Annotated in this window: 22 protein-coding genes; 13 read left to right on the top strand and 9 right to left on the bottom strand. The window is 59.3% G+C overall.

Features of this window, described 5'->3' with window-relative positions:
* Nucleotides 1-38: 38 nt before the first annotated feature.
* The 4 genes from AB0O97_RS15120 to AB0O97_RS15105 all read right to left on the bottom strand — a co-directional run bounded on the left by AB0O97_RS15120 (nucleotide 39) and on the right by AB0O97_RS15105 (nucleotide 3,383).
* Nucleotides 39-881, bottom strand: coding sequence for an amino acid ABC transporter permease (locus AB0O97_RS15120; RefSeq protein WP_363844632.1), 843 nt, complete (start codon nucleotides 879-881; stop codon nucleotides 39-41).
* Nucleotides 878-1,528 carry an amino acid ABC transporter permease gene (locus AB0O97_RS15115; RefSeq protein WP_363844629.1) on the bottom strand — a complete coding sequence of 217 codons (651 nt, stop codon included), beginning with the start codon at nucleotides 1,526-1,528 and terminating at the stop codon, nucleotides 878-880. Before AB0O97_RS15115 ends, AB0O97_RS15120 begins: the two co-directional genes overlap by 4 nt.
* A 92-nt stretch (nucleotides 1,529-1,620) precedes the next feature.
* Nucleotides 1,621-2,469, bottom strand: a complete 849-nt coding sequence (locus AB0O97_RS15110; protein WP_363844787.1) for a glutamate ABC transporter substrate-binding protein — start codon at nucleotides 2,467-2,469, stop codon at nucleotides 1,621-1,623.
* 155 nt (nucleotides 2,470-2,624) lie between these two features.
* Nucleotides 2,625-3,383 carry an amino acid ABC transporter ATP-binding protein gene (locus AB0O97_RS15105; RefSeq protein ID WP_363883787.1) on the bottom strand — a complete coding sequence of 253 codons (759 nt, stop codon included), beginning with the start codon at nucleotides 3,381-3,383 and terminating at the stop codon, nucleotides 2,625-2,627.
* 120 nt (nucleotides 3,384-3,503) lie between these two features.
* Here AB0O97_RS15105 and AB0O97_RS15100 point away from each other — a divergent pair, with 120 nt between their 5' ends.
* From AB0O97_RS15100 to AB0O97_RS15080, 5 genes are all read left to right on the top strand, one after another.
* Nucleotides 3,504-4,277 (top strand): TIGR00730 family Rossman fold protein, encoded by a 774-nt coding sequence (locus AB0O97_RS15100; protein ID WP_363844623.1) that lies wholly within the window; start codon nucleotides 3,504-3,506, stop codon nucleotides 4,275-4,277.
* A gap of 57 nt (nucleotides 4,278-4,334) precedes the next feature.
* Nucleotides 4,335-4,844: a DivIVA domain-containing protein gene (locus AB0O97_RS15095; RefSeq protein WP_363883786.1), complete on the top strand. Its 510-nt coding sequence runs from the start codon at nucleotides 4,335-4,337 to the stop codon at nucleotides 4,842-4,844.
* On the top strand, nucleotides 4,844-5,455 hold the full coding sequence (locus tag AB0O97_RS15090; RefSeq protein ID WP_363883785.1) for a DNA-3-methyladenine glycosylase I: 612 nt from the start codon (nucleotides 4,844-4,846) through the stop codon (nucleotides 5,453-5,455). Before AB0O97_RS15095 ends, AB0O97_RS15090 begins: the two co-directional genes overlap by 1 nt.
* Before the next feature lie 42 nt (nucleotides 5,456-5,497).
* A complete protein-coding gene (locus tag AB0O97_RS15085; RefSeq protein WP_363883784.1) occupies nucleotides 5,498-6,742 on the top strand; it encodes a hypothetical protein in 1,245 nt (414 codons plus the stop codon).
* A 152-nt stretch (nucleotides 6,743-6,894) separates the two neighbouring features.
* Nucleotides 6,895-7,062, top strand: a complete 168-nt coding sequence (locus AB0O97_RS15080; RefSeq protein WP_082634113.1) for a DUF3117 domain-containing protein — start codon at nucleotides 6,895-6,897, stop codon at nucleotides 7,060-7,062.
* Nucleotides 7,063-7,133: 71 nt separating this feature from the next.
* On the opposite strand, the gene AB0O97_RS15075 is transcribed toward AB0O97_RS15080, so the two are convergent.
* On the bottom strand, nucleotides 7,134-7,766 hold the full coding sequence (locus AB0O97_RS15075) for an O-methyltransferase (protein WP_363844610.1): 633 nt from the start codon (nucleotides 7,764-7,766) through the stop codon (nucleotides 7,134-7,136).
* A 198-nt stretch (nucleotides 7,767-7,964) separates the two neighbouring features.
* Between AB0O97_RS15075 and sigE the strand changes: the two genes are divergently transcribed.
* Complete coding sequence (sigE, locus tag AB0O97_RS15070) at nucleotides 7,965-8,612, top strand: RNA polymerase sigma factor SigE (RefSeq protein WP_363844607.1); 648 nt, start codon at nucleotides 7,965-7,967, stop codon at nucleotides 8,610-8,612.
* Nucleotides 8,613-8,722: 110 nt separating this feature from the next.
* On the top strand, nucleotides 8,723-9,154 hold the full coding sequence (locus AB0O97_RS15065; RefSeq protein ID WP_363883783.1) for a Sec-independent protein translocase TatB: 432 nt from the start codon (nucleotides 8,723-8,725) through the stop codon (nucleotides 9,152-9,154).
* 156 nt (nucleotides 9,155-9,310) lie between these two features.
* Here the strand turns inward: AB0O97_RS15065 and AB0O97_RS15060 are convergent, their stop codons facing one another.
* Genes AB0O97_RS15060 through AB0O97_RS15050 form a run of 3 tightly spaced genes read right to left on the bottom strand, consistent with a single transcriptional unit; the run spans nucleotide 9,311 to nucleotide 12,371 of the window.
* Nucleotides 9,311-10,438: a P-loop NTPase gene (locus tag AB0O97_RS15060; RefSeq protein WP_363883782.1), complete on the bottom strand. Its 1,128-nt coding sequence runs from the start codon at nucleotides 10,436-10,438 to the stop codon at nucleotides 9,311-9,313.
* A gap of 12 nt (nucleotides 10,439-10,450) precedes the next feature.
* Nucleotides 10,451-11,050 carry a DUF1003 domain-containing protein gene (locus AB0O97_RS15055; protein WP_363844784.1) on the bottom strand — a complete coding sequence of 200 codons (600 nt, stop codon included), beginning with the start codon at nucleotides 11,048-11,050 and terminating at the stop codon, nucleotides 10,451-10,453.
* A 37-nt stretch (nucleotides 11,051-11,087) separates the two neighbouring features.
* Nucleotides 11,088-12,371, bottom strand: a complete 1,284-nt coding sequence (locus AB0O97_RS15050; protein WP_363883781.1) for a CBS domain-containing protein — start codon at nucleotides 12,369-12,371, stop codon at nucleotides 11,088-11,090.
* 255 nt (nucleotides 12,372-12,626) lie between these two features.
* Here AB0O97_RS15050 and AB0O97_RS15045 point away from each other — a divergent pair, with 255 nt between their 5' ends.
* The 3 genes from AB0O97_RS15045 (at nucleotide 12,627) to AB0O97_RS15035 (ending at nucleotide 14,536) form a co-directional block, all read left to right on the top strand.
* Nucleotides 12,627-13,550: a general stress protein gene (locus tag AB0O97_RS15045; RefSeq protein ID WP_363883779.1), complete on the top strand. Its 924-nt coding sequence runs from the start codon at nucleotides 12,627-12,629 to the stop codon at nucleotides 13,548-13,550.
* Between the two features lie 210 nt (nucleotides 13,551-13,760).
* Nucleotides 13,761-14,252: a hypothetical protein gene (locus tag AB0O97_RS15040; protein ID WP_363844592.1), complete on the top strand. Its 492-nt coding sequence runs from the start codon at nucleotides 13,761-13,763 to the stop codon at nucleotides 14,250-14,252.
* The gene (locus AB0O97_RS15035) at nucleotides 14,249-14,536 is read left to right on the top strand and encodes a transcriptional regulator (RefSeq protein ID WP_363844590.1); all 288 of its coding nucleotides are present in this window, start codon (nucleotides 14,249-14,251) and stop codon (nucleotides 14,534-14,536) included. The genes AB0O97_RS15040 and AB0O97_RS15035 overlap by 4 nt, the downstream gene beginning before the upstream one ends.
* 114 nt (nucleotides 14,537-14,650) lie before the next feature.
* On the opposite strand, the gene AB0O97_RS15030 is transcribed toward AB0O97_RS15035, so the two are convergent.
* Nucleotides 14,651-16,225, bottom strand: coding sequence for an aminopeptidase P family protein (locus AB0O97_RS15030; protein ID WP_363883777.1), 1,575 nt, complete (start codon nucleotides 16,223-16,225; stop codon nucleotides 14,651-14,653).
* Between the two features lie 159 nt (nucleotides 16,226-16,384).
* Here AB0O97_RS15030 and AB0O97_RS15025 point away from each other — a divergent pair, with 159 nt between their 5' ends.
* The 3 genes from AB0O97_RS15025 (at nucleotide 16,385) to AB0O97_RS15015 (ending at nucleotide 19,499) form a co-directional block, all read left to right on the top strand.
* On the top strand, nucleotides 16,385-17,233 hold the full coding sequence (locus AB0O97_RS15025) for a PHP domain-containing protein (RefSeq protein WP_363844584.1): 849 nt from the start codon (nucleotides 16,385-16,387) through the stop codon (nucleotides 17,231-17,233).
* 433 nt (nucleotides 17,234-17,666) lie between these two features.
* A complete protein-coding gene (locus tag AB0O97_RS15020; protein WP_363844581.1) occupies nucleotides 17,667-19,358 on the top strand; it encodes a sodium:solute symporter family protein in 1,692 nt (563 codons plus the stop codon).
* Between the two features lie 9 nt (nucleotides 19,359-19,367).
* Nucleotides 19,368-19,499: a putative transporter small subunit gene (locus tag AB0O97_RS15015; protein WP_363844578.1), complete on the top strand. Its 132-nt coding sequence runs from the start codon at nucleotides 19,368-19,370 to the stop codon at nucleotides 19,497-19,499.
* Nucleotides 19,500-19,653: the final 154 nt, after the last annotated feature.

Raw genomic sequence — 19,653 nt, 5'->3', positions numbered from 1 at the left:
GACCACCGGCCCGTTTGCTGAGGTAGTGGATGTTGCATTTAGCCAGCGATGCCAGCCTTAGCCTTGACCACCTTCACCCGCGAGGACATCTTGTACTCGGTGAATCTGGCAATACCGGAGAGAATCAAGCACAAACTGATGTAAATCCCCGCCGCAACCATGAGGCCAGGAACCACGGGAGAACCATACTGGCTCTGGGACCCGAGGAAGTTGGCGTATTTGAGGATTTCGTCGTACGTGATCAAGAAGCCCAACGCCGTATCCTTCATGATGACTACAAGCTGGGCAATAATCACCGGCAGCATGGCGCGGATTGCCTGCGGCAACAAAATGCCACGCAAAACCTGGCCGGTTGAGAGGCCGATAGCCAATCCAGCTTCGCCCTGGCCTTTCGGCAGCGACTCAATGCCAGCGCGAAATACTTCCGCTAAGACAGAACCGTTGTAGAGGATCAAACCAACCACCACGGCAATAAACGGCGTAATGCCTGCGACACCCACGGAGGGGAGCCCGTAGTACATGATCATCATGAGAATCAGCAGCGGCACAGCGCGGAACAGCTCGGTGAACCAGTAGCACGGCACGCTGAGCCACTTTGTATGTGCCAAGCGGCCAAAGGCCAAAATGATACCTAGTATCAAACTGCCGATGGCGGCAACTCCAAAGGCGCTCACCGTGGCCCAGATGGCCTTGAGGAACTCCTGCTGGACCTGCGAGTAGGTGAAGATCTCCCACTTCTTGGCTGTGAATTGTCCCGATTCGTAGAACCGATAAATGACAAATCCCAAGATCCCAGCCACCACAACGGCGGTGAGAACGTTCAAATATACGTTGCGTGTGCGGGCTTTGGGGCCCGGCACATCAAAAAGTACTGCACTCATCGCGCAACCCTCCACTTCTTCTCAAGGTAGCGTTGCAACGGGGTCATGATGCCTAGCACTAGCACAATGAAAATCAGGGCAACCCACAGCAGCCCCGGCAATAGGGCCTCACCACGTTCACTGAGATTGGCGCGGATGGCTCCCGCCTCAGCTACGGAGAAGCCCGCTGCAACGGTGGTGTTCTTGAGCAACGCGATAAAGACGCTAAATAGCGGAGGCACCACTGAGCGGAACGCCTGCGGCAAAACAATCAGAGTCAGGGTCTGCATGAAAGGCAAACCAATGGCGCGGGCAGCCTCGGACTGGCCCACTGAGACAGTGTTGATACCTGACCGGATGGCTTCAGAAACGTAGGTGGCTGTGTAGAGCGAGAGTCCAATAATGGCGGCCACCATGAAGTCGATATGCGGCAACCCCAGCCTGGGATATCCCAGCGCAAAGAAAGCCAAAATCAAGGTCAGGGGTGTATTGCGCACAGCGTTGACATACAGAGTCCCTGCAGCGCGCATGGCAGGTGCGGGAGAAACACGCATACCTGCAACGATGGTTCCAAGAATGAGTGCAAAGAACGCGGAGACTATGAACAAGATCCCGGTGTTCTTGAACCCCGTGAGGAACAGATCGCGATTGTCAATAATTACATTCACAGGGCAGTGTCGCTTTCAGTGAATTAAAGAGGACGAAGTGGGTGGTGCAGCACGAGAAACTGCCGTGCTGCACCACCCACTAGGGACGGTTGTTACTTTTCAACAGCGGGCTGTTCAACCTTTGTACCGGACTTACCCAAGGTGGCATCGAAGATCTTGGTCCAGGTGGCGTTACCGTCGGTGAGAGTCGTATTCAAGAAGTCCTGCAGGGCGGTGTCGCCGAGCGGCAAACCAATGCCGTAGTTCTCTACGGTGAAGGGTTCGCCTACAACTTTCAGCTCATCAGGCTGCTCTGACGCAAAACCAAGCAGGATAGCCTGATCGGTTGTAACTGCGTCGACGCTTCCGCTGATCAAGGCATCTACACACTTGGAGTAGACATCGAACTCGGTTGTCTTGACACCCGGGAAGTTCTCCTTGATGTTCTGGATGGGCGTGGATCCGGTGGCCGAGCAAACATTCTTGCCCGTGAGGTCCTTTTCACTGGTGATGTCAGAGTTGTCCTTGGCTACCAGAATGCCTTGACCGGTGACGAAGTACGGTCCGGCGAAGTTAACGAGCTTCTTACGCTTGTCGGTGATGGAGTAAGTGCCTACATAGAGGTCAACGTCGCCGTTGGCCAGTGCCGACTCGCGGTTCGCGGACGGAATGGCCTTGAATTCAATCTTGTCAGCTGCGACGCCCAAACTAGCAGCCATCCAGCGCGCGATCTCAATGTCGAAACCGCTGCGCTCATTAGTAACGGCGTCCAAGAAGCCTAGTCCAGGCTGGTCTTCCTTCACACCGATGCGGATAGCGCCGTCGGCCTTGATTTTGTCAAAGGTGGGGCTGCCGGTCAGGGCAACATCCTTGGCTACTTCAAAAGTGAGGCCGGTAGCACCAGCATCGCCACCGGCTGGAGTATCGCCGCCGGTGGAATCGCCACCGCCACAACCTGTCATGGCTAGCGTTGCGGCAGCCATAATGGCCACAACGCTGAGGCTCTTTCGGCTAAAGAAATTTTTCAAGGGGTTTCCTTTCATAGTCGGCCGTGTGGGCCGGAGTGATGATGACTTCAAGGGTCAAAAGTCGAGGTTCAGAAGAATAGGGGTGCAAGTTATCCGTTGGTGAGAATCTTGGAGAGGAAGTCTTTGGCCCGGTCAGTTTGTGGGTTCGTGAAGAAATCATCCGGAGTCGCTTCTTCAACAATCTGGCCATCGGCCATGAAGATGACCCGGTCAGCAGCCTTGCGAGCGAAGCCCATCTCGTGGGTGACCACCACCATGGTCATGCCTTCCTTGGCGAGCTCAACCATGACGTCCAAGACTTCATTGATCATTTCCGGGTCCAAGGCGCTGGTGGGCTCATCGAAGAGCATGACCTTGGGCTTCATTGCCAAAGCTCGTGCAATAGCGACGCGCTGCTGCTGTCCGCCGGAAAGCTGGGCTGGAAACTTTGCTGCCTGGTGCCCCACGCCAACGCGTTCCAACAAGCTCAAGGCGAGTTTGTCGGCGTCGGGCTTTGACATGCCCTTGACCTTGATGGGCCCGAGCGTGACATTCTCCAAGATGGTTTTGTGCGCAAACAAGTTGAAGGACTGGAACACCATGCCAACGTCGGCCCGCAGATTAGCAAGCTGCTTGCCTTCCTTGGGAAGCTCCTTGCCATCAATGGTGATGGAACCAGTGTCAATGGTTTCCAACCGGTTGATGGTGCGGCACAGTGTCGATTTACCGGACCCGGAAGGACCAATGACAACCAGAACTTCACCCTTGGGAACTTGCAAGTTAATGTTCTGAAGCACGTGGAGCGGGCCGTAATGTTTGTTAACGGCCTTGAGTTCCACGAGCGCAGGAGCAGGTACGGGATTTGTCATGCATTTAACCTATCCAAATTCCGGAGCTCAGTGCGCGAAATCACCAACATCCTCCCGGATCGTAACGGTAACGAGACAATGTGAGGCAGGCCACTGCCCCTTTTCACGTACCCTAGGGGCATGAGTGCACCCACAGGATCTAACCGCCCCATCCGCCCCGAACTACGACGATTCGGGATTTGGCGCAAAAACGGCTTCGGCACGGACACCGCAGACGCGAGACTTTTGGAAACACCGCGCAGCTCCGATTTCACGCACACCGACCCGTGGCGGGTCATGCGCATCCAAAGCGAGTTCGTTCAAGGTTTTGACGCGCTGGCCGAGATTGGCCCGGCCATCAGCGTGTTTGGTTCGGCACGCACCAAGCCGGATTCCCCGTACTACGCCACCGGCATGGAGGTTGGCAGGCTGCTGGTGGAAGCCGGTGTAGCTGTCATCACCGGCGGTGGCCCGGGCTCCATGGAGGCTGCGAACCGCGGCGCCACCGAGGCTGGCGGGCTCTCCATTGGTTTGGGAATTGAGCTCCCCTTCGAGCAGGGCATGAACGAATGGGTGGGGCTCGGTGTCGACTTCCGCTACTTCTTCGCCCGCAAGACCATGTTCGTCAAGTACGCCCAGGGTTTTGTGGTGTTGCCCGGCGGGCTCGGCACCCTTGATGAACTCTTCGAGGCCATGGTTTTGGTACAGACCAGCAAGGTCAGCCAATTCCCCATAGTGCTGGTGGATAAGGCGTTCTGGGCCCCGCTCATGGACTGGATCCGGGATGTCATGGTGGAACAGGGCCTGGTCTCAGCTGGCGACTTGGACATCGTGCAACTGGTCGACACCGCCGAAGAGGCCGTGCAGCTTGTCATGGAAGGAAAAGCTGGCGCCAGAGTTGCAGCCGGCGGCTAGGGGCTGACTCTAGGAGATGAACCCCCTTTCGCGCCGTGCATCTGGCACCATGGTGTAGTGACTTACTTCCTGATCTTTCTTGCCGTGATGGTGGCTGCTGCGGCTGCGCTTTATGTGGTGGGTCTGAACAAGCCCCAGGCCAATATCGAGGTGTACGATGACGTCCTTGGTGCGCCTGTGGCCAACCTGCCACCGGTGTTGCTGCCGGGCGCGCCTCAGCCGGCTGACGTAGACACACTGCGCTTCTCACTGGGACTGCGCGGCTATCGCATGGATCAGGTGGATGAGGTGTTAGACCGGCTGCGCGATGAATTGGCGGCCAAGGACTTGCGAATCGCTGCATTGGAGTCCGGCAACCCCGCCGTCCCCGCTGCGGACATGGCAACTGGCTCAGACGCGGACGACGCCGGTGCCGCACCCTTAGCTGCAACGGCGGCAAACGCTGGGCTCGAGTCGGGCAACGCCACGGAAACTGGCTCTAGCACCGGAGCCGGGTCTAGCTCGGGCTCGAACTCACGAGCAGGCTCGGGCTCCGGGCTCGTGGATGGAAATGACGGCTGGCTGTGATGGCGAGCAGTGATGGCAAGGTCCGCTGCGCATGGGGCGGGATGGAAGGCGATGCGCAGTACCAGCTCTATCACGACACGGAATGGGGCAAGCCTGTGTCCGGGGATCCGGAGACCGTGGAGCGCGAACTCTTTGAACGGCTGAGCCTAGAGGCATTCCAATCGGGTCTGAGCTGGCTGACGATCCTGCGAAAACGTGAAGCATTCAGGACCGCATTCAAAAACTTTGACCCGGGCGCTGTGGCCGCGTTCGACGAGGCCGATTTTGAACGGCTCATGAACGATTCCAGCATTGTGCGCAACCGGCTCAAAATCAGCGCCACCATGGCAAACGCGAAAGCCCTGCTGGCCCTGCCAGAGGGGATCACGCTAGCCTCCCTACTGGCCGACCATGCTCCGCAAGATTCTCGGCTTCCAGACGCACCGGTTGCGTCCCAGACACCGGAGTCTGCGCAATTAGCTAAGACGCTAAAGAAGCTCGGCTTTTCTTTTGTTGGCCCCACCACGGCGTACGCCATGATGCAGGCAGTCGGTGTAGTCAACGATCACCAACCCGGTTGCTGGCTTGCCGCTGGTGCGAATAACCTCGACCGTGAGTGCCCCGAACGTTGAGTGAGCAGTCAAAGAGTGACCAGTTCAAGAGTGACCCAACATATGAGTGAGCTCGATTCGGGCTCTGCAGCCAAGCCCTCCATCAACGAGGAAATCTACGCCGCACTTCGCCGCTGGGTAGCTCCGTTGCAGCGGGCCCCGTGGTGGCTCCAAGTCGGCCTGCTCTATGCCGCTACGCGTTTGTTCTCCTTCGCAGTCTTTCTCGGGGCGGCCTGGCATGCTGAAGAATCGCCGTGGGGTGGACGTCAGCCCGACTATCTGACGTTCATCAACCGCTGGGATGCCGGCTGGTACGAGCGGGTTTTCGACGCCGGATACCCCACCACCATTCCCCGCCACGACAACGGCGTTGCCTACCCCAATCAATGGGCGTTCTTCCCTCTCTTTCCAGTCCTGGCACGAGGTTTAAGCGCCGTAACAGGGTTGGAATGGGCGGCCTCGGGCGCCATCGTTGCCACGGTAGCCGGACTGGCGGCCGCGCTCATGGTGTATGTGCTGTTCCGGAATTTTGCTGCACCGGGGACCGCCCTGTGGGGTGTGGTCTTTTTTGCCAGCTTCCCCGTTTCCCCGGTCTTGCAGGTTCCCTACGCAGAGTCTCTGGGCATATTCTTCCTGGCGGCAGCCCTGCATCTACTTCTCAAACGGAACTATAGTGCCGCTGTGCCCATGGTGATCCTGCTGTGCCTGTCGAGGCCAACGGGGGTGCCCTTTGTCGCCGTCGTTGGTCTGCATCTGGTGCTGCGCTGGTGGCACCGGAAGCGCGATCCGTTCCCGGCCGCTGAGATGGTGTGGGGCGCGGTGCTGCTGGTGGTCAGCGCAGTGATGGCCTTTGCCTGGATGCTCATCGCCTGGTGGGTGACGGGGGAGCGCACCGCTTACACCGATACTGAGACGGCTTGGCGGGGCACTGAACTGGTGCTCTTCAAACCATGGTTCGACGCCGGTGTGGACCTGGTAGGTCCGTTGTGGGGGCCGTTGCTGCCGCTCATTTTCGTGGCACTTGTCCTGCTGTACCTCAATTCCAAAGCTGTGCGGCGTCTGGGCGTCGAGATGCAGATGTGGTGCGGCATGTACCTGCTGTACCTCATGGCTGTGTTGCATCCACAGTCGAGCACGTTCAGGATGCTGCTGCCATTGTTCCCGCTGGCCCTCGCGGCGGCGTTCATTTCCACCTCAAGGGCTTACCGTGTGAGCGTGCTGGTGATGTTTAGTGTGCTGCAAATTGTTTGGGTGGTCTGGCTGTGGCAACTCACCGCCATCAGCACCGGACAGGCGTGGCCGCCGTAAGGATCGTCGAGACATTTGTCAATGGGTGTCTGTGGCGATTAGCACCCGGACGCTCACATACGGAATAATGGGTTGTGAGCGATACAACATCAACGCTTGGCAGGGGAAATCCCTGCAGATGCGGATTTGTACTACGAAAAGGGGAACTCCTGATGGCGGCCATGAAACCTAGAACCGGAGACGGTCCAATGGAAGTGACTAAAGAAGGTCGGAGCTTGATCTTGCGCCTGCCATTGGAAGGCGGCGGACGTCTCGTCGTAGAGATGAATGCAGACGAGGCAGTTAGTCTCAAGGAATGTCTTGCAGGCGTGACCGAGTAGCTTTTTCACTAACTCTAAGTTTCAAACAGGCGGGGCGGCGAAAGCTGCCCCGCCTGTTTCATTAGCGCTTCTTAGCGCTTGACAGCCAGCAGCAGGCCGTCGCCGGTGGGCAGCATGGCAGAGATCAGTGAGTCGTGCTCGCGGATCAGCTTGCCTACTTGGCGCAACACAACGGTGCTGGTTTCGCGGATGGCCGGGTCAGAGACGCGGTCCTTATCCAGGGCATCGTTGATGATGAGAAGGCCGCCGGTCTTCAATAGTCTGATGGCCTGCTGGACATACTCGGGGAAGCTGGGCTTGTCGGCGTCAATGAAGACCAGATCGTAGGCGCCGTCGGTCAGGCGGGGTAGTACGTCTTGGCCGCGGCCGGAAATGGTTCGGGTGCGGTTGGCAGGGGAACCGGACTCAACGAAGGCCTCGCGTGCAGCTTTGAGGTGGTCCACATCGGGATCGATCGTGGTCAGCACGGCCTTGGGTCCCAGACCGCGCAAAAGTGCCACACCTGAAACGCCGGCGCCGGTGCCGATTTCAACAGCTGTCTGTGCCTTGGAGGTTGCCGCCAAGACGGTCAGGGCAGCAGCCACGCCGGGGCTCACAGGGAACAAACCCAGCTCGTGCGAACGTTCCCGGGCGCGTCGCAGAACAACGTCTTCCACGGGAAGGCCCTCCGTGTAGGACCAGCTGGTGGATTTATCGGCACTCATGGGTGTTGTTTCCTAAACTGTTGCGTTGACTGGTATATAGCCTACTGCCTGCACCCCCTGTCGGCCGGGCGCCATCAGTGTCATCATTCAGCAAAATGTCAGCTTTGTTTGGCAGACTGTTGAGACTAAAAGGAAACCTTCCTTTGCGCCGTTCCCTTGAATAGGGAAGCGAAACAGCCATTGAAGTGAGGTGCAGCGATGAGTTCAGCCACTACCCCGGCAGCCCGTCCTGCAGAAGTAGCCCCGGGCCAGCTTGCCGCCACCGCCGACTGGGTGACGCCGTCGTGGGATGAAGTGGTGGCCAACCACTCCGCCAAGGTCTTCCGGCTCGCCTACCGTCTGACAGGGAACAAGTTCGACGCCGAGGACCTCACCCAAGAGGTCTTTGTCCGCGTGTTCAAGTCCCTGGCCAACTTCAAACCCGGCACGCTAGATGGCTGGCTACACCGCATCACCACCAACTTGTTCCTGGACCAGGCCCGTAGGAAGCAGCGCATCCGTTTCGATGCCCTCTCCGAAGATGCCACGGCACGTTTGGCGGGCAACGATCCCGGACCTGAGCGAACTTTTGAGTTCAATAACCTGGACCTGGACATCGCTGCCGCCTTGGAGGCGCTGCCGCCTGACTTCCGTGCCGCCGTCGTACTGTGTGACATGGAGGGCCTGTCCTACGATGAGGTGGCGCACGCACTGGGCATCAAGCTCGGAACCGTGCGTTCGCGGATCCATCGCGGCCGGGCCATGTTGCGCGAATCTCTGGCAGATCGGGCACCGCGCCAGCCTCAGGAGCTCCGCCCAGCGCGTAAGCCGTTGCTCTCGCTGCCACGCATAGCTGGCGCACGCTAGACTCTTTGGGATGCTGATGTGCTGTCGGACACACAGTGGAAGTTCGTAAAATTTCAAGCGTGATCGCTAGGAATCGTTGCTTTGAGTACTGAGAGGGTAATCTTCCTAACGTGTTTGGTATCAATACCCCTGAGCTCCTCCTGATACTTCTGTTGGCAGTATTGGTGATTGGGCCTACCCGGCTTCCCGGTTATGTGGACAAGCTGAAGAACCTCATCCGTGAGGTGCGCAAGATGGCTTCTGGCGCGCGCGAAACCATTAAGGAAGAGGCCGGGGTTGATATCGATGATATTGACTGGAAGAAGCTCGATCCTCGCCAGTACGATCCCCGCCGCATCATCCGCGAAGCGCTGATTGACGACGACGAACTTGAGTCCCTCAAGTCCCTCAAGACCGCGCCCGGCGCGGCCATCGCCAGCATGATGGGCAAAGATTCCAAGGAAGAGAAAGCAGCTCAGCCTGCCGCTGATCTTCCAGCAGCGCCTGTTATAGAACGCCTCGCCGAAGGCCAGCTGGCCCCGTTCGACATCGAAGCAACCTAGCCCCACAGCAGACGCTTTCGCAGCAATGGTTGGATTTTTCGGAATGCTATCCCACCTGGCTGCGATAGCGTTTGAGTTTTTGGCACCATTGCTGCGATAGCGTCGTGATCAGCGAGTGCTGTGGTCAGCCAGCCTTGTGATTAGCGAGCGCCGTGATTAGCGGGGGGTGACGCCTAGCTTTAGGCCGGACAAGCCTCGCGGGCGCACTGCCAGCTTATCGGCGATCCCCAGCAAGGCTTGTGCCGCAGCGGACCGCGGATCTGAGAGCACAATGGGCAGCCCGGAATCTCCACCCTCACGCAAAGCTACATCAAGGGGGATCTGGCCCAATAGTTCCACAGGCGAGTTCACTGTTTGGCTCAGCCGTTTGGCGAGGATTTCGCCGCCACCGGAACCAAAGAGCTCCATGGTGCTGCCGTCGGGCAGCGTCAAAAATGACATGTTTTCAATGACGCCGGCAACCTTCTGCCCGGTCTGCACCGCAATGGCGCCGGCACGTTCGGCCACATCGGCCGCGGCCGCCTGCGGGGTGGTGACCACCAAGATTTCAGCCTTGGGCAGCAATTGCCCCACCGAAATAGCAATGTCACCGGTGCCAGGTGGCAGATCAAGCAGCAGGATGTCCAGATCTCCGAAGTAGACATCGCCCAAGAATTGTTCAAGGGCCCGGTGCAGCATGGGGCCACGCCACGCCACCGGCTGGTTGCCGGCCACAAACATGCCAATCGAAATGACCTTGACGTCGTGCGCCACCGGCGGAAGGATCATCTCGTCCACACGCGTGGGTGCTTGCGTAATGCCCATGAGGCCGGGCACGGAGAAACCGTAGATGTCAGCATCCACAATGCCCACACGCAGCCCCTTGGCCGCTAAAGCACACGCCAGATTGACGGTGACGGAGGACTTGCCCACACCACCCTTGCCGCTAGCGACTGCATAGACGCGGGTCAGGGAGTTCTCATCATTGAACGGGATGCCGCGCTCAGCGGCGCCTCCCTTGAGACGTTCCTTCAACTCGGCCCGTTGCTCCGCTGTCATGACGGTGAGGTCCACGATTACATCCGTGACGCCGTCGAGCTTTGATAGTGCAGCGCTAACATCCCGGGTGATGGTTTCACGCAGGGGGCAGCCAGCAATGGTGAGCCGGATGAGCGCCTGGACCCGTCCGTCGTCGAACGCTGCTACCGAGGCGACCATCCCCAACTCGGTGATGGGGCGGCGCAGCTCGGGGTCGATGACAGTGGCCAGCGCGGCGAGTAAGGCGGAATCGGACGGGGTGGTCATGGAATGCGGGCCTTAGAAGTCGGTGGAACGTTTGGCGGAGGCGCCTTTGGAAGATTTTTTGGGGGAGACGGTCTTCAACGAGCTGGTGGCGGGCCGCCGTTTTGAGGCGCTTGGCTCCTTCTGATGATCGGCACCGTCGGGCAGATCGCCGTCGGACTCGTCATCATCTTGGATTGCGATAAGTTCCTCGAGCAGGCTGCGCAATTCTGAGCGCACAAAGTCACGGGTGGCCACTTCACGTAACGAAATCCGCAAGGCGGCCACTTCGCGCGTCAGGTACTCGGTATCGGCCAGGTTGCGTTCATTGCGGGAGCGGTCCTGCTCGATCTGGACGCGGTCCCTATCATCCTGACGGTTCTGGGCCAGCAGAATTAGCGGGGCAGCGTAGGAGGCTTGGGTGGAGAAGAACAGGTTCAACAAGATGAACGGATAGGGATCCCACTTGAGCCCAAAGAGACCAATGACGTTCAGGGCGATCCAGACGATCACAAAAATTGTCATGTACAACAGGAAGTTGGCGGTTCCCATGTAACGGGCGAACCGTTCGGCGAAGCGGCCAAAAAGGTCCGGATCTCCTGCGAGGTTGGGCAGGAGCCGCGACTTCAGCTCCATAGGTGTGTCGAGACCGCCGTCCTTGGCGTGGTGCCGCTCAGCCAATGCGTCCTCCTAATTTTCTGATGGGTGCGCCGTCCTCATGGGTACGCCAATCCTCGGGCAAAAGATGATCCAACAAGTCATCAACCGTGACGGCGCCGACCAGGCGGCCCTCCTTGTTGACAACAGGAAGCGAGTTCAGGTTATAGGAGGCCATGGTGTGGCTGACCACGGAGATGTCATCCTGATCGGACACGGGCTCCAGATTCTTATCCACAATGGTGCCCAGTTGTTCCGGCGGAGCGCTGCGCAACAGCTGTTGGATATGCACGACGCCGAGGAAGCGGCCGGTGGGTGTTTCCAGAGGTGGTCGGCAAATGAAAATGGAGGAGGCCAATGCGGGGGAGAGGTCCTCACTGCGTACATGGGCCAGGGCCTCGGCGACCGTGGCTTCCGGTGGCAGGATGACCGGAACCGGTGTCATCAGGGCGCCAGCGGTTCCTTCCTCGTACTGGAGCAGGCGGCGGACGTCTTTGGCTTCCTCCGGCTCCATGAGCAGCAGCAATTCCTCGGCCTTGGCTTGGGGAAGATCGGCCAGGAGGTCGGCGGCGTCGTCGGGGTCCATCTCTTCGAGCACATCGGCTGCACGTTCATTATCCAACGCCGACAACAAAGTGACCTGATCGTCTTCGGGAAGCTCGGACATGATGTCAGCCAAACGCTCATCCTGAAGTTCGCTGGCCACCTCCACGCGGCGTTTATCGCTCATCTCCTGGAGGGCATCAGCGAAGTCGGCCGGCTTGAGGTCCTCGTGGGTGGCCACGAAAACAGAGGCGCTTTGCGGTGCCGCAACATCTTCGGCACGGGCCTCAGACCAGTCGATGAGCATGGTGTGGCCACGACGCAGCCCACGTAGACGGGAGGTGGAGGAACCGCGGCGGACGAACAGCTTGGTCACGAGCCAGTCACCGTTGCGCTGCTTGTCCATGGCAATGTCTTCAATGACAGCAAAGCCGCTGCCGTCAACCAGAGTGACCTTGCGGTCAAAAATGCCACCCAACACCAACTGTTCAGCGCCGCGTTGTTCAAAGCGTCGCAAATTCACCAGGCCGGTGCAGATGATCTGAGACTGGTCCATGGAGGTCAGCCGGGTCATGGGCACGAAGACTCGCTTCTTGCCAGGGACTTCCACCACAATGCCCACGGCGTGCGGTGCTGTTTGTGGGCCACGGCCCAAGACCACCACATCTCGCAGTTTGCCGAGCCTATCGCCCAAGGGGTCGAAGACGTCAAGGCCCAGAAGGCGGGCGACAAAGATGCGCGTTGGTTGAGTGCTCACGTATATAGGCTACTTGGCCTGCCGGACAATGACGCAACGTTGAAGTGAACGTTATGTGGGGCGTTGCAGAACCATTGCGGAGCAGCGCAGGGGTGCGTTGCAGAGCAGCGCACCCCTGCACGGAATATTGTCAGGAACGGAGGGGTGATATTGAGCAGTTGTACTAGGTCGCTGAGTGGGGTCGCGGAGGCTTTGTTCATTTCACTGCCAGCGATACTCCAGCCAATGTGCAGGAACATGCGAGAGAATGAAGCTATGGCAAACCTCTTTGGACGGACCCGACCCTTGGATGAGGCCCGCATTGTTCCCGTTGGGGAAACAATCGGCTCTTATACTTCCTACTTGGATGCCCAGAAGGCGGTTGATTACCTGGCAGATGAGAAGTTCCCTGTCCGGCACGTTTCCATTGTGGGCAATGACCTGAAGATGGTGGAGCGCGTCACCGGCAAGCTCAGCTACCCTCGAGTAGCCCTGACGGGGGCTATGACAGGTGCGTGGTTCGGCTTGTTCATTGGCGTGATGCTCAGCTTCTTCGACTCGGCAACCAACGCCGGCGCGCCGTACATCAATGTCATCACCGCCGTATTCTTGGGTGCTGCGCTGTGGATGTTGTTTGCGATCATCGGCTATGCGGCCCAGCGGGGCAAGCGTGATTTCACTTCCACGAATCAGGTGCTGGCTTCTAGCTACGACGTCATTGTCACCCCCGATGTGGCTATGGAAGCTCGGCGCCTCCTGGCGCAACTGCCCATGAATTCCAATGCTGTGCGCCCCCAGAACTACCAAGGCCAAGGCTCGCAAGGTCAGGGCTTCCAGGGCCAGGGCCAAGGATCGCAGGGATACCGACCACCGGTTCAGCCGCCTGCTGCCGGGCCGGCACCGACCCGCCCCGAGGGCTGGCACGATCCTTACGCCCCAGCCGATCCGGCCGCGGCAGAAGCTGCCGGCAACGAGCCATCGATTCATGCACCAACCGAGAATGACCGCCCAGGTCAGGCCCCTCTGGATGGTCCGCGCCGCGGTCAGTTCCCTGACCTGCCCGATGGCCGGCCACAGTATGGTATTCGTGTGGAGTCCCCGCAGCCTGCCCCGTCAGCCACGCCAGCGCCTGCCCCTGTAGACCCGGATGCGCCCGCAGCCCCGGCCAAGCCGCCTCATGGAGCTAACCCGGAGCAGTAACTCTCCGTAAGATTCTCAGTAGCAGCTGAAAATGCCGCCGCCCCCTTGCACAGTGCCGCCAGTAACCCCACGGCAATAGACGGGAGAGGTGGCATTTTGCGTCTGCTGCTTATCGTCGGCGGGCATGGTCACAGGCCGTGGGCGGGACATCAGAGGTGGCAGCAAGTCAACTATTGACTTTCCCGCTTGGAAAGTGATTAGCTTTCCGTTATGGAAAGTAATTCAGCTCAGGACGCACAGCACGCACATGAAACTCAGGAAGCTCAGGAAGCTCAAATTGCGGTGGCTGCTATTGAAGGGGCTAGGGCCAATGCGGCCGACCGTCTCGTCACGCCGTGGTGGTACCACCCGATCTTGGGGCTGCTGGCCGGCGCCTTTGTGGTTGCCTACACAATCGGCGGCATAGTGGTGATGGTTGTTGCTTTCCTGGTATTTTTCGTTGGCATCGGCATCTTGGTGGGAACCTACAAGAAGAAGACGGGGATGTGGATCAACGGACTGACAGCGGGTAAGGCCAGCTGGTGGACGCTTCCCCTGGCCTTGATCATGGTTGCCGGCATGGGCGGGGCCTATTATTTGCACGCAGAACGTGGGCTCGACTGGCCGGCATGGGTGGTTGGCGTCGTTGTTTTTGTTGCCGTGAATGTTTTTGGCCGGCGTTTTGACGTGGCTCTGCGCAGCCAATTACGGCACAAGCTATGAGCGCAGGGCTAAACGAGGTCATCCACGCCAGCAACCGGCTGCAGATCTGCGCATTTCTCAGCGGTGTTACGCAGGCAGAGTTTGGTTCCATCAGGGACATGCTGGGTGTGGCAGACTCCGTGACCAGCAAGCATTTGAAAGTTCTTGAAGAAGCCGGATACGTGGTGCTGACTAAACCAACGGGGAAGGGCCGGGTCAAGACCTGGGCCGCGTTGACGCCGGAAGGTAGCCGTGCCTACGCGGAGCACGTGGCGGTGCTGAAGGCCTTGATCGCCGGAGTTTGAGCCTGGACCTCAGCAGGGGCCGGCGCTGGAAACAACGACGACGGGAGGTCACCTTTGCGCAAAAGGTGATCTCCCGTCGTCGTGCTTCATAGCCGAAAGCCGGCTACGGACAGATCAGTTGGACAGGCTCGCCATCCAGGCCTCGACGTCCTCGGGCGTGCGGGGGAGCGCAGCGCTCAAGTTGACGGGGCCGTTGGCGGTGATGAGGATGTCGTCCTCGATGCGCACGCCGTTGCCGCGGAACTCGGCCGGGATGGCCAGGTCCTCGTCCTTGAAGTACAGGCCGGGCTCGATCGTGAAGACCATGCCCTCGGTGATGATGCCATCGAGGTATAGCTCGGCGCGGGCCTGAGCGCAATCGTGCACGTCCATGCCCAAGTGGTGGCTGGTGCCGTGCGGCATCCAGCGGCGGTGCTGCTGGCCGTCAGCGGACAGTGCCACCTCGGGCGTCACGGGCAGCAGGCCCCAGGCTGCGAGACGGTCTGCCAGAACTTCCATGGCCGCTGTGTGGACGTCGCGGAACTTACGGCCGGGAACGGCTACGGCGAAGGCGGCGTCGGCGGCATCAAGGACTGCTTGGTAGATCTTGCGCTGAACTGGCGAGTACGTGCCGTTGACTGGCAGCGTGCGGGTGATGTCAGCGGTGTAGAGAGAATCAGCTTCGACACCGGCGTCCACGAGCAGCATCTGGCCCTCGTTGACGGTGCCTGTGTTGCGATTCCAATGCAGCACCGTGGCGTTGTTGCCTGCGGCGGCAATGGTGTCGTAGCCCAGCTCATTGCCCTCTTCCCGGGCACGGGCAAAGAACGCGCCTTCGACAACGCGTTCGCCGCGCTTGTGGGAAACTGCACGCGGCAAGGCACGGACAATGTCCTCGAAACCGTTGATGGTCGCTGCGACAGCAACCTTCATCTGCTCGATTTCCCAGACGTCCTTGATCAGGCGCAGCTCGGAGAGTGCCTCGGTCAGCTTGGCGTCGAGAGCATCCAAAGCACCAAAGTCCATGGTGTCAGGGTTTGCTGCTGTGTTGTAGCGGGCGGTGTCTACGAGCGCGTCAATGTTCTCGTCGACTTTGCGCACCAAGCGGATGGAGGTGCCGCCCACGGACGTCTCGCCAACATTCTTGGTGATGCCCACTTCGAGGTCGGTGACATCGGCGGTGGGCAGTCCCAGCTGAGCCTGGAACTCGGGCAGGGTGGGGCGGCGGCCAATCCAGAACTCGCCGCTTCGGGAATCGGCGTAGAACTCCTTCGTGTCCCGGCCCGACATGGGACGGAAGTACAAGGTGGCGAGGTGATGACCGCCGTCGTCCCCTTCACCCTCTGTAACCGGATCCAAGACCAGCACGGCGTCGGGCTCATGGTCCACGCCCAAGCCCGTCAGATGCGCGAAGGCGGAGTGCGGGCGGAAGCGGTAGTCGCAATCGTTGGAGCGAACCTTCAGTGGTCCGGCAGGAATCACCAGGCGCTCGCCGGGGAACTGCTCGGAAATAGCACGACGGCGGCGCGCGGCGTGGTCTGCCACCTCGGCCCGGGCCGGCAGCTGCGCTGATGAGGGCGCCCAATTGGAGGCCATAAAGGTACGGAAAGCATCCGAGTCGGGGCGATGCGAACGGTTGTTCACACGCTCCTCAAGGGGCAGTTCGCTGGTGTGGTCGGGGTTCGCGGAGGATTGCTCAGTCTGATTCACCCCTTAAGTCTCCCACCGCTTGCGCAAAGGGACAAAGGTGGTGGCGTGCCGTTCGCTCCCGGCAGGCGCTGCGGCACGGCCGTAGACGCCGCAGTGGCTGCCGCCGCACTTGTGTGCGCCGTGGCGCCGGTTGCTGGGGAACGGACGTAGGCTGGGGGCGTGAGGATCGATTTGCACACGCATTCAAATGTTTCCGACGGTACACAGGCTCCGGCCGAACTCGTGGCCGCAGCCGCCGCCGCGCGCCTTGATGTCATGGCGCTGACCGACCACGATTCCACGGATGGCTGGGATCGCGCGCTCGAGGCCGCCAGGCGCCACGGTGTGGGGCTGGTGCCCGGCATGGAAATTTCGTGCAAAACCTCGCGCGGCGTCAGCGTCCACCTGCTGAGTTATCTGCACGACCCGCTCAATGCGGACCTCCTCGAGGAAATCACCAAGGCCAAGGACGCTCGACTGACCCGCGCCGAACGCATGGTGGAGCGCCTGGCCGAGGACTATCCGCTGAACTGGGACGACGTCAGCGCCCATGTTGCCCCCGGCGCCACTGTGGGCCGCCCGCACATTGCCGACGCCTTGGTTGCCGCCGGCATCGTGGCTGACCGCAATGAGGCGTTCGCCAGCATCCTGACTTCCCATTCGCGTTACTTTGTCAGCCACTACGCGGTGGAGCCGGCGCTGGCCGTGGAACTGGTTCGCGCAGCCGGGGGAGTGCCCGTCTTTGCCCACCCCGTGGCATCGAGCCGGGGGAGGGTGGTGGCCCCGGAAATCTTCCATGACATGATCGACGCCGGACTCCTCGGTTTGGAGGTCGACCACCGGGACAATCCTCCCGAAGGACGCGCCTGGCTACGGCAATTGGCTCATGAGCGGGGACTATTCATCACCGGTTCTTCTGACTATCACGGAGCCGGAAAGCCCAATTTGCTAGGCGAAAACACTACCTCTCCCGAGGCTCTGGAACGGTTGTTGGCGTTGGGAACAGGAAGCACGCCCTACCTGCCATAACTCGTGCTGGAACTCTTGCAATAGCGCTCGCAGTCGCTCCTTCTACGGCCCGCCTATGCCCTACAAAGGGCCGATGGTTGCGCCATTGTTATCTCTTGAAGCACGTAACAGCCATGTTGAATCATCCGGAGCCTGTTATTGTAGGCAGAGTTGATTGGTTCGAAAGGGCAACTAAATCTTGTCTAGAACCTGTTGTAGTCCCGTTGCCGGCTGAACGTCAGCCGTTGAACTTCCGGTAGTGAATAGTCGCCTTGTACGCGATTCACTTTGGGCCGCCTGCGCAGAAACATCTGCTTGCCGTGGTGGCTGGTCCCGGGCGGGAAAGTGCGCCGCGAAGTCCTTCACCGGATTACTTTGAGCACCTCTTTTTTGGGCGGCGCACGCTGTTTTTTGGCGGAATGCCGGTGAATTCCGTCCTAGCGAGAGGACAGATATGGTGCCGGATGGCGCAGGGCTGAACCAACTGGGAAGTTGGACAGTCATTGGACTATTAGTGCTGTTTTACGGTGGCACGTTGCTGATGACCTTCTTTATTGGTCGCAAGAATGAAAACGCTGACGGATATATGACAGCGGGCAACAAGGTTGGTTTTGGTATCTCGGCCGGAAGCATGACGGCCACATGGATCTGGGCATCCTCGATGTATGCCTCGGCCACCTCCGGCTACACGTACGGGATTTCCGGGCCCATCCACTACGGCTTGTGGGGCGCGTTGATGATCTTGTTCATCTACCCGTTCGGCAAACGAATCAGAGCCGTGGCGCCCAAGGCCCACACGCTCGCCGAGATCATGTACGCCCGGCACGGAAAATCCAGCCAGTTGATGCTGGCAGGTTCCAACATTGTTGGCTCGCTCATCAGCATCACCTCCAACTTCATTGCCGGTGGCGCGCTCATTGCGTTGTTGTCGCCCTTCAACTTCACCCAGGGCATCTTGTTCATGGGTGGCGGAATTTTGCTGTACTCACTGTGGTCTGGTTTTAGGGCATCGGTCATGACAGACGCCGTGCAGGTATTCGCTCTGCTCGGTGCCGTCGTCATCATCGTTCCCGTGGTGTTCTTTACTGCCGGCGGCCCAGATATGTTTGCCACAGGTGCTAGCAATCTGACCCCGCAGCAGTCCAACTTCTTCTCCTCCGAGGCCTTCCTGAATCAAGGTGCCCCGTACATTGCCGCAGTCCTGGCCTATGCAATTGGTAACCAGACCATTGCCCAGCGCCTCTTTGCTGTACGCGAGGACTTGATCAAGAAGACGTTCGTCACGGCCACAGTGGGCTACGGCGCCACCATCATCGGTGTTGGCATGCTCGGTGTCATGGCTCTATACGCCGGAATTGCGCCGATGGATGGGGACTCGAACAACTTGATCCCGCAGATGGCTGCAACGTATTTGGGCCCGATCCTACTGGGCGTCTTTCTGATCATGATTGTCAGCGCACTGTCCTCCACCGCGGACTCGGACCTCTCCGCCATGTCCTCGATCATGATGGCCGACGTCTATGGCCAAAACATTGCCAAAAAGGATAAAGCGAACCCCAAGACCATGCTGCTCATTGGCCGCATCACCATGGTTGTTGCCACTGGAGCAGGGCTGTACTTTGCCAGCGGAAAGCTGAACATCCTTGACCTCTTGGTCTTTGTTGGAGCACTCTGGGGTGCCTTGGTGTTCCCTGTCATTGCCAGCTTCTACTGGGAAAAGGTCACGAACAAGGCGTTCACCGTCTCCGTATTGGCCGCACTTGCCTGCTTCCTGCCTGTCCGTTTCGGATGGATTGCCATGGATGGAGCTACCGGCATCGTCGTCGACATGCTCGCCGTGATTGGCATAGGTGTTGTACTCGGCTTGATGGCTTTCGGCTTCTTCGGTCTGAAGATCGCCAAGATCGTGGCAGCTGTTGCCATCTTGGCTGCGGCCCCATTCGCCATCGGATTCTTACATGACTACGCCGTACTTTCAGGCTCGCTGGTGGCCTACGCCGTCAGCACCCTGGTGTGTTATTTCATGTGCTTCCGGAACAAGGCAACCTTTGATTTTGACAGCATCCAGGAGCGCATTGGCGACTTCGACAACCGAGCGGAAGCCAGCCATGACGGCACCGGTGCACTTCTTGAAGAGAAAGCGTAGGACCCAGCCGTGAGCGTATTTTTTCTGACCCTGTATGTCCTCATCTGTCCCGTGATCGTCACCGGCGTGATCTACGTGTTGGGACGGGCCCTCTGGCTGGAGATCCGTGAAGCCAAACGTGAAGGCCGCCCGCTGATTTAGTGCGATCGATGAACGGCTCAACAAAAATGCCGCCGTTTGACGGAAATGCCATAGTTCAAACCCTGGCATTTCCGTCTGTTGGTTGCGGCAGTATTGGCTTACGCCACTAAGTTACTGGGCTATTTGGTGCCGGCAAAAGTGCTGGATAATCCCC

It is taken from the genome of Specibacter sp. NPDC078692, assembly GCF_040686835.1.
Taxonomy (GTDB): domain Bacteria; phylum Actinomycetota; class Actinomycetes; order Actinomycetales; family Micrococcaceae; genus Specibacter.
Note: the sequence above shows the minus strand (reverse complement) of the source record. Positions and strands in the feature narration are given on the sequence as shown.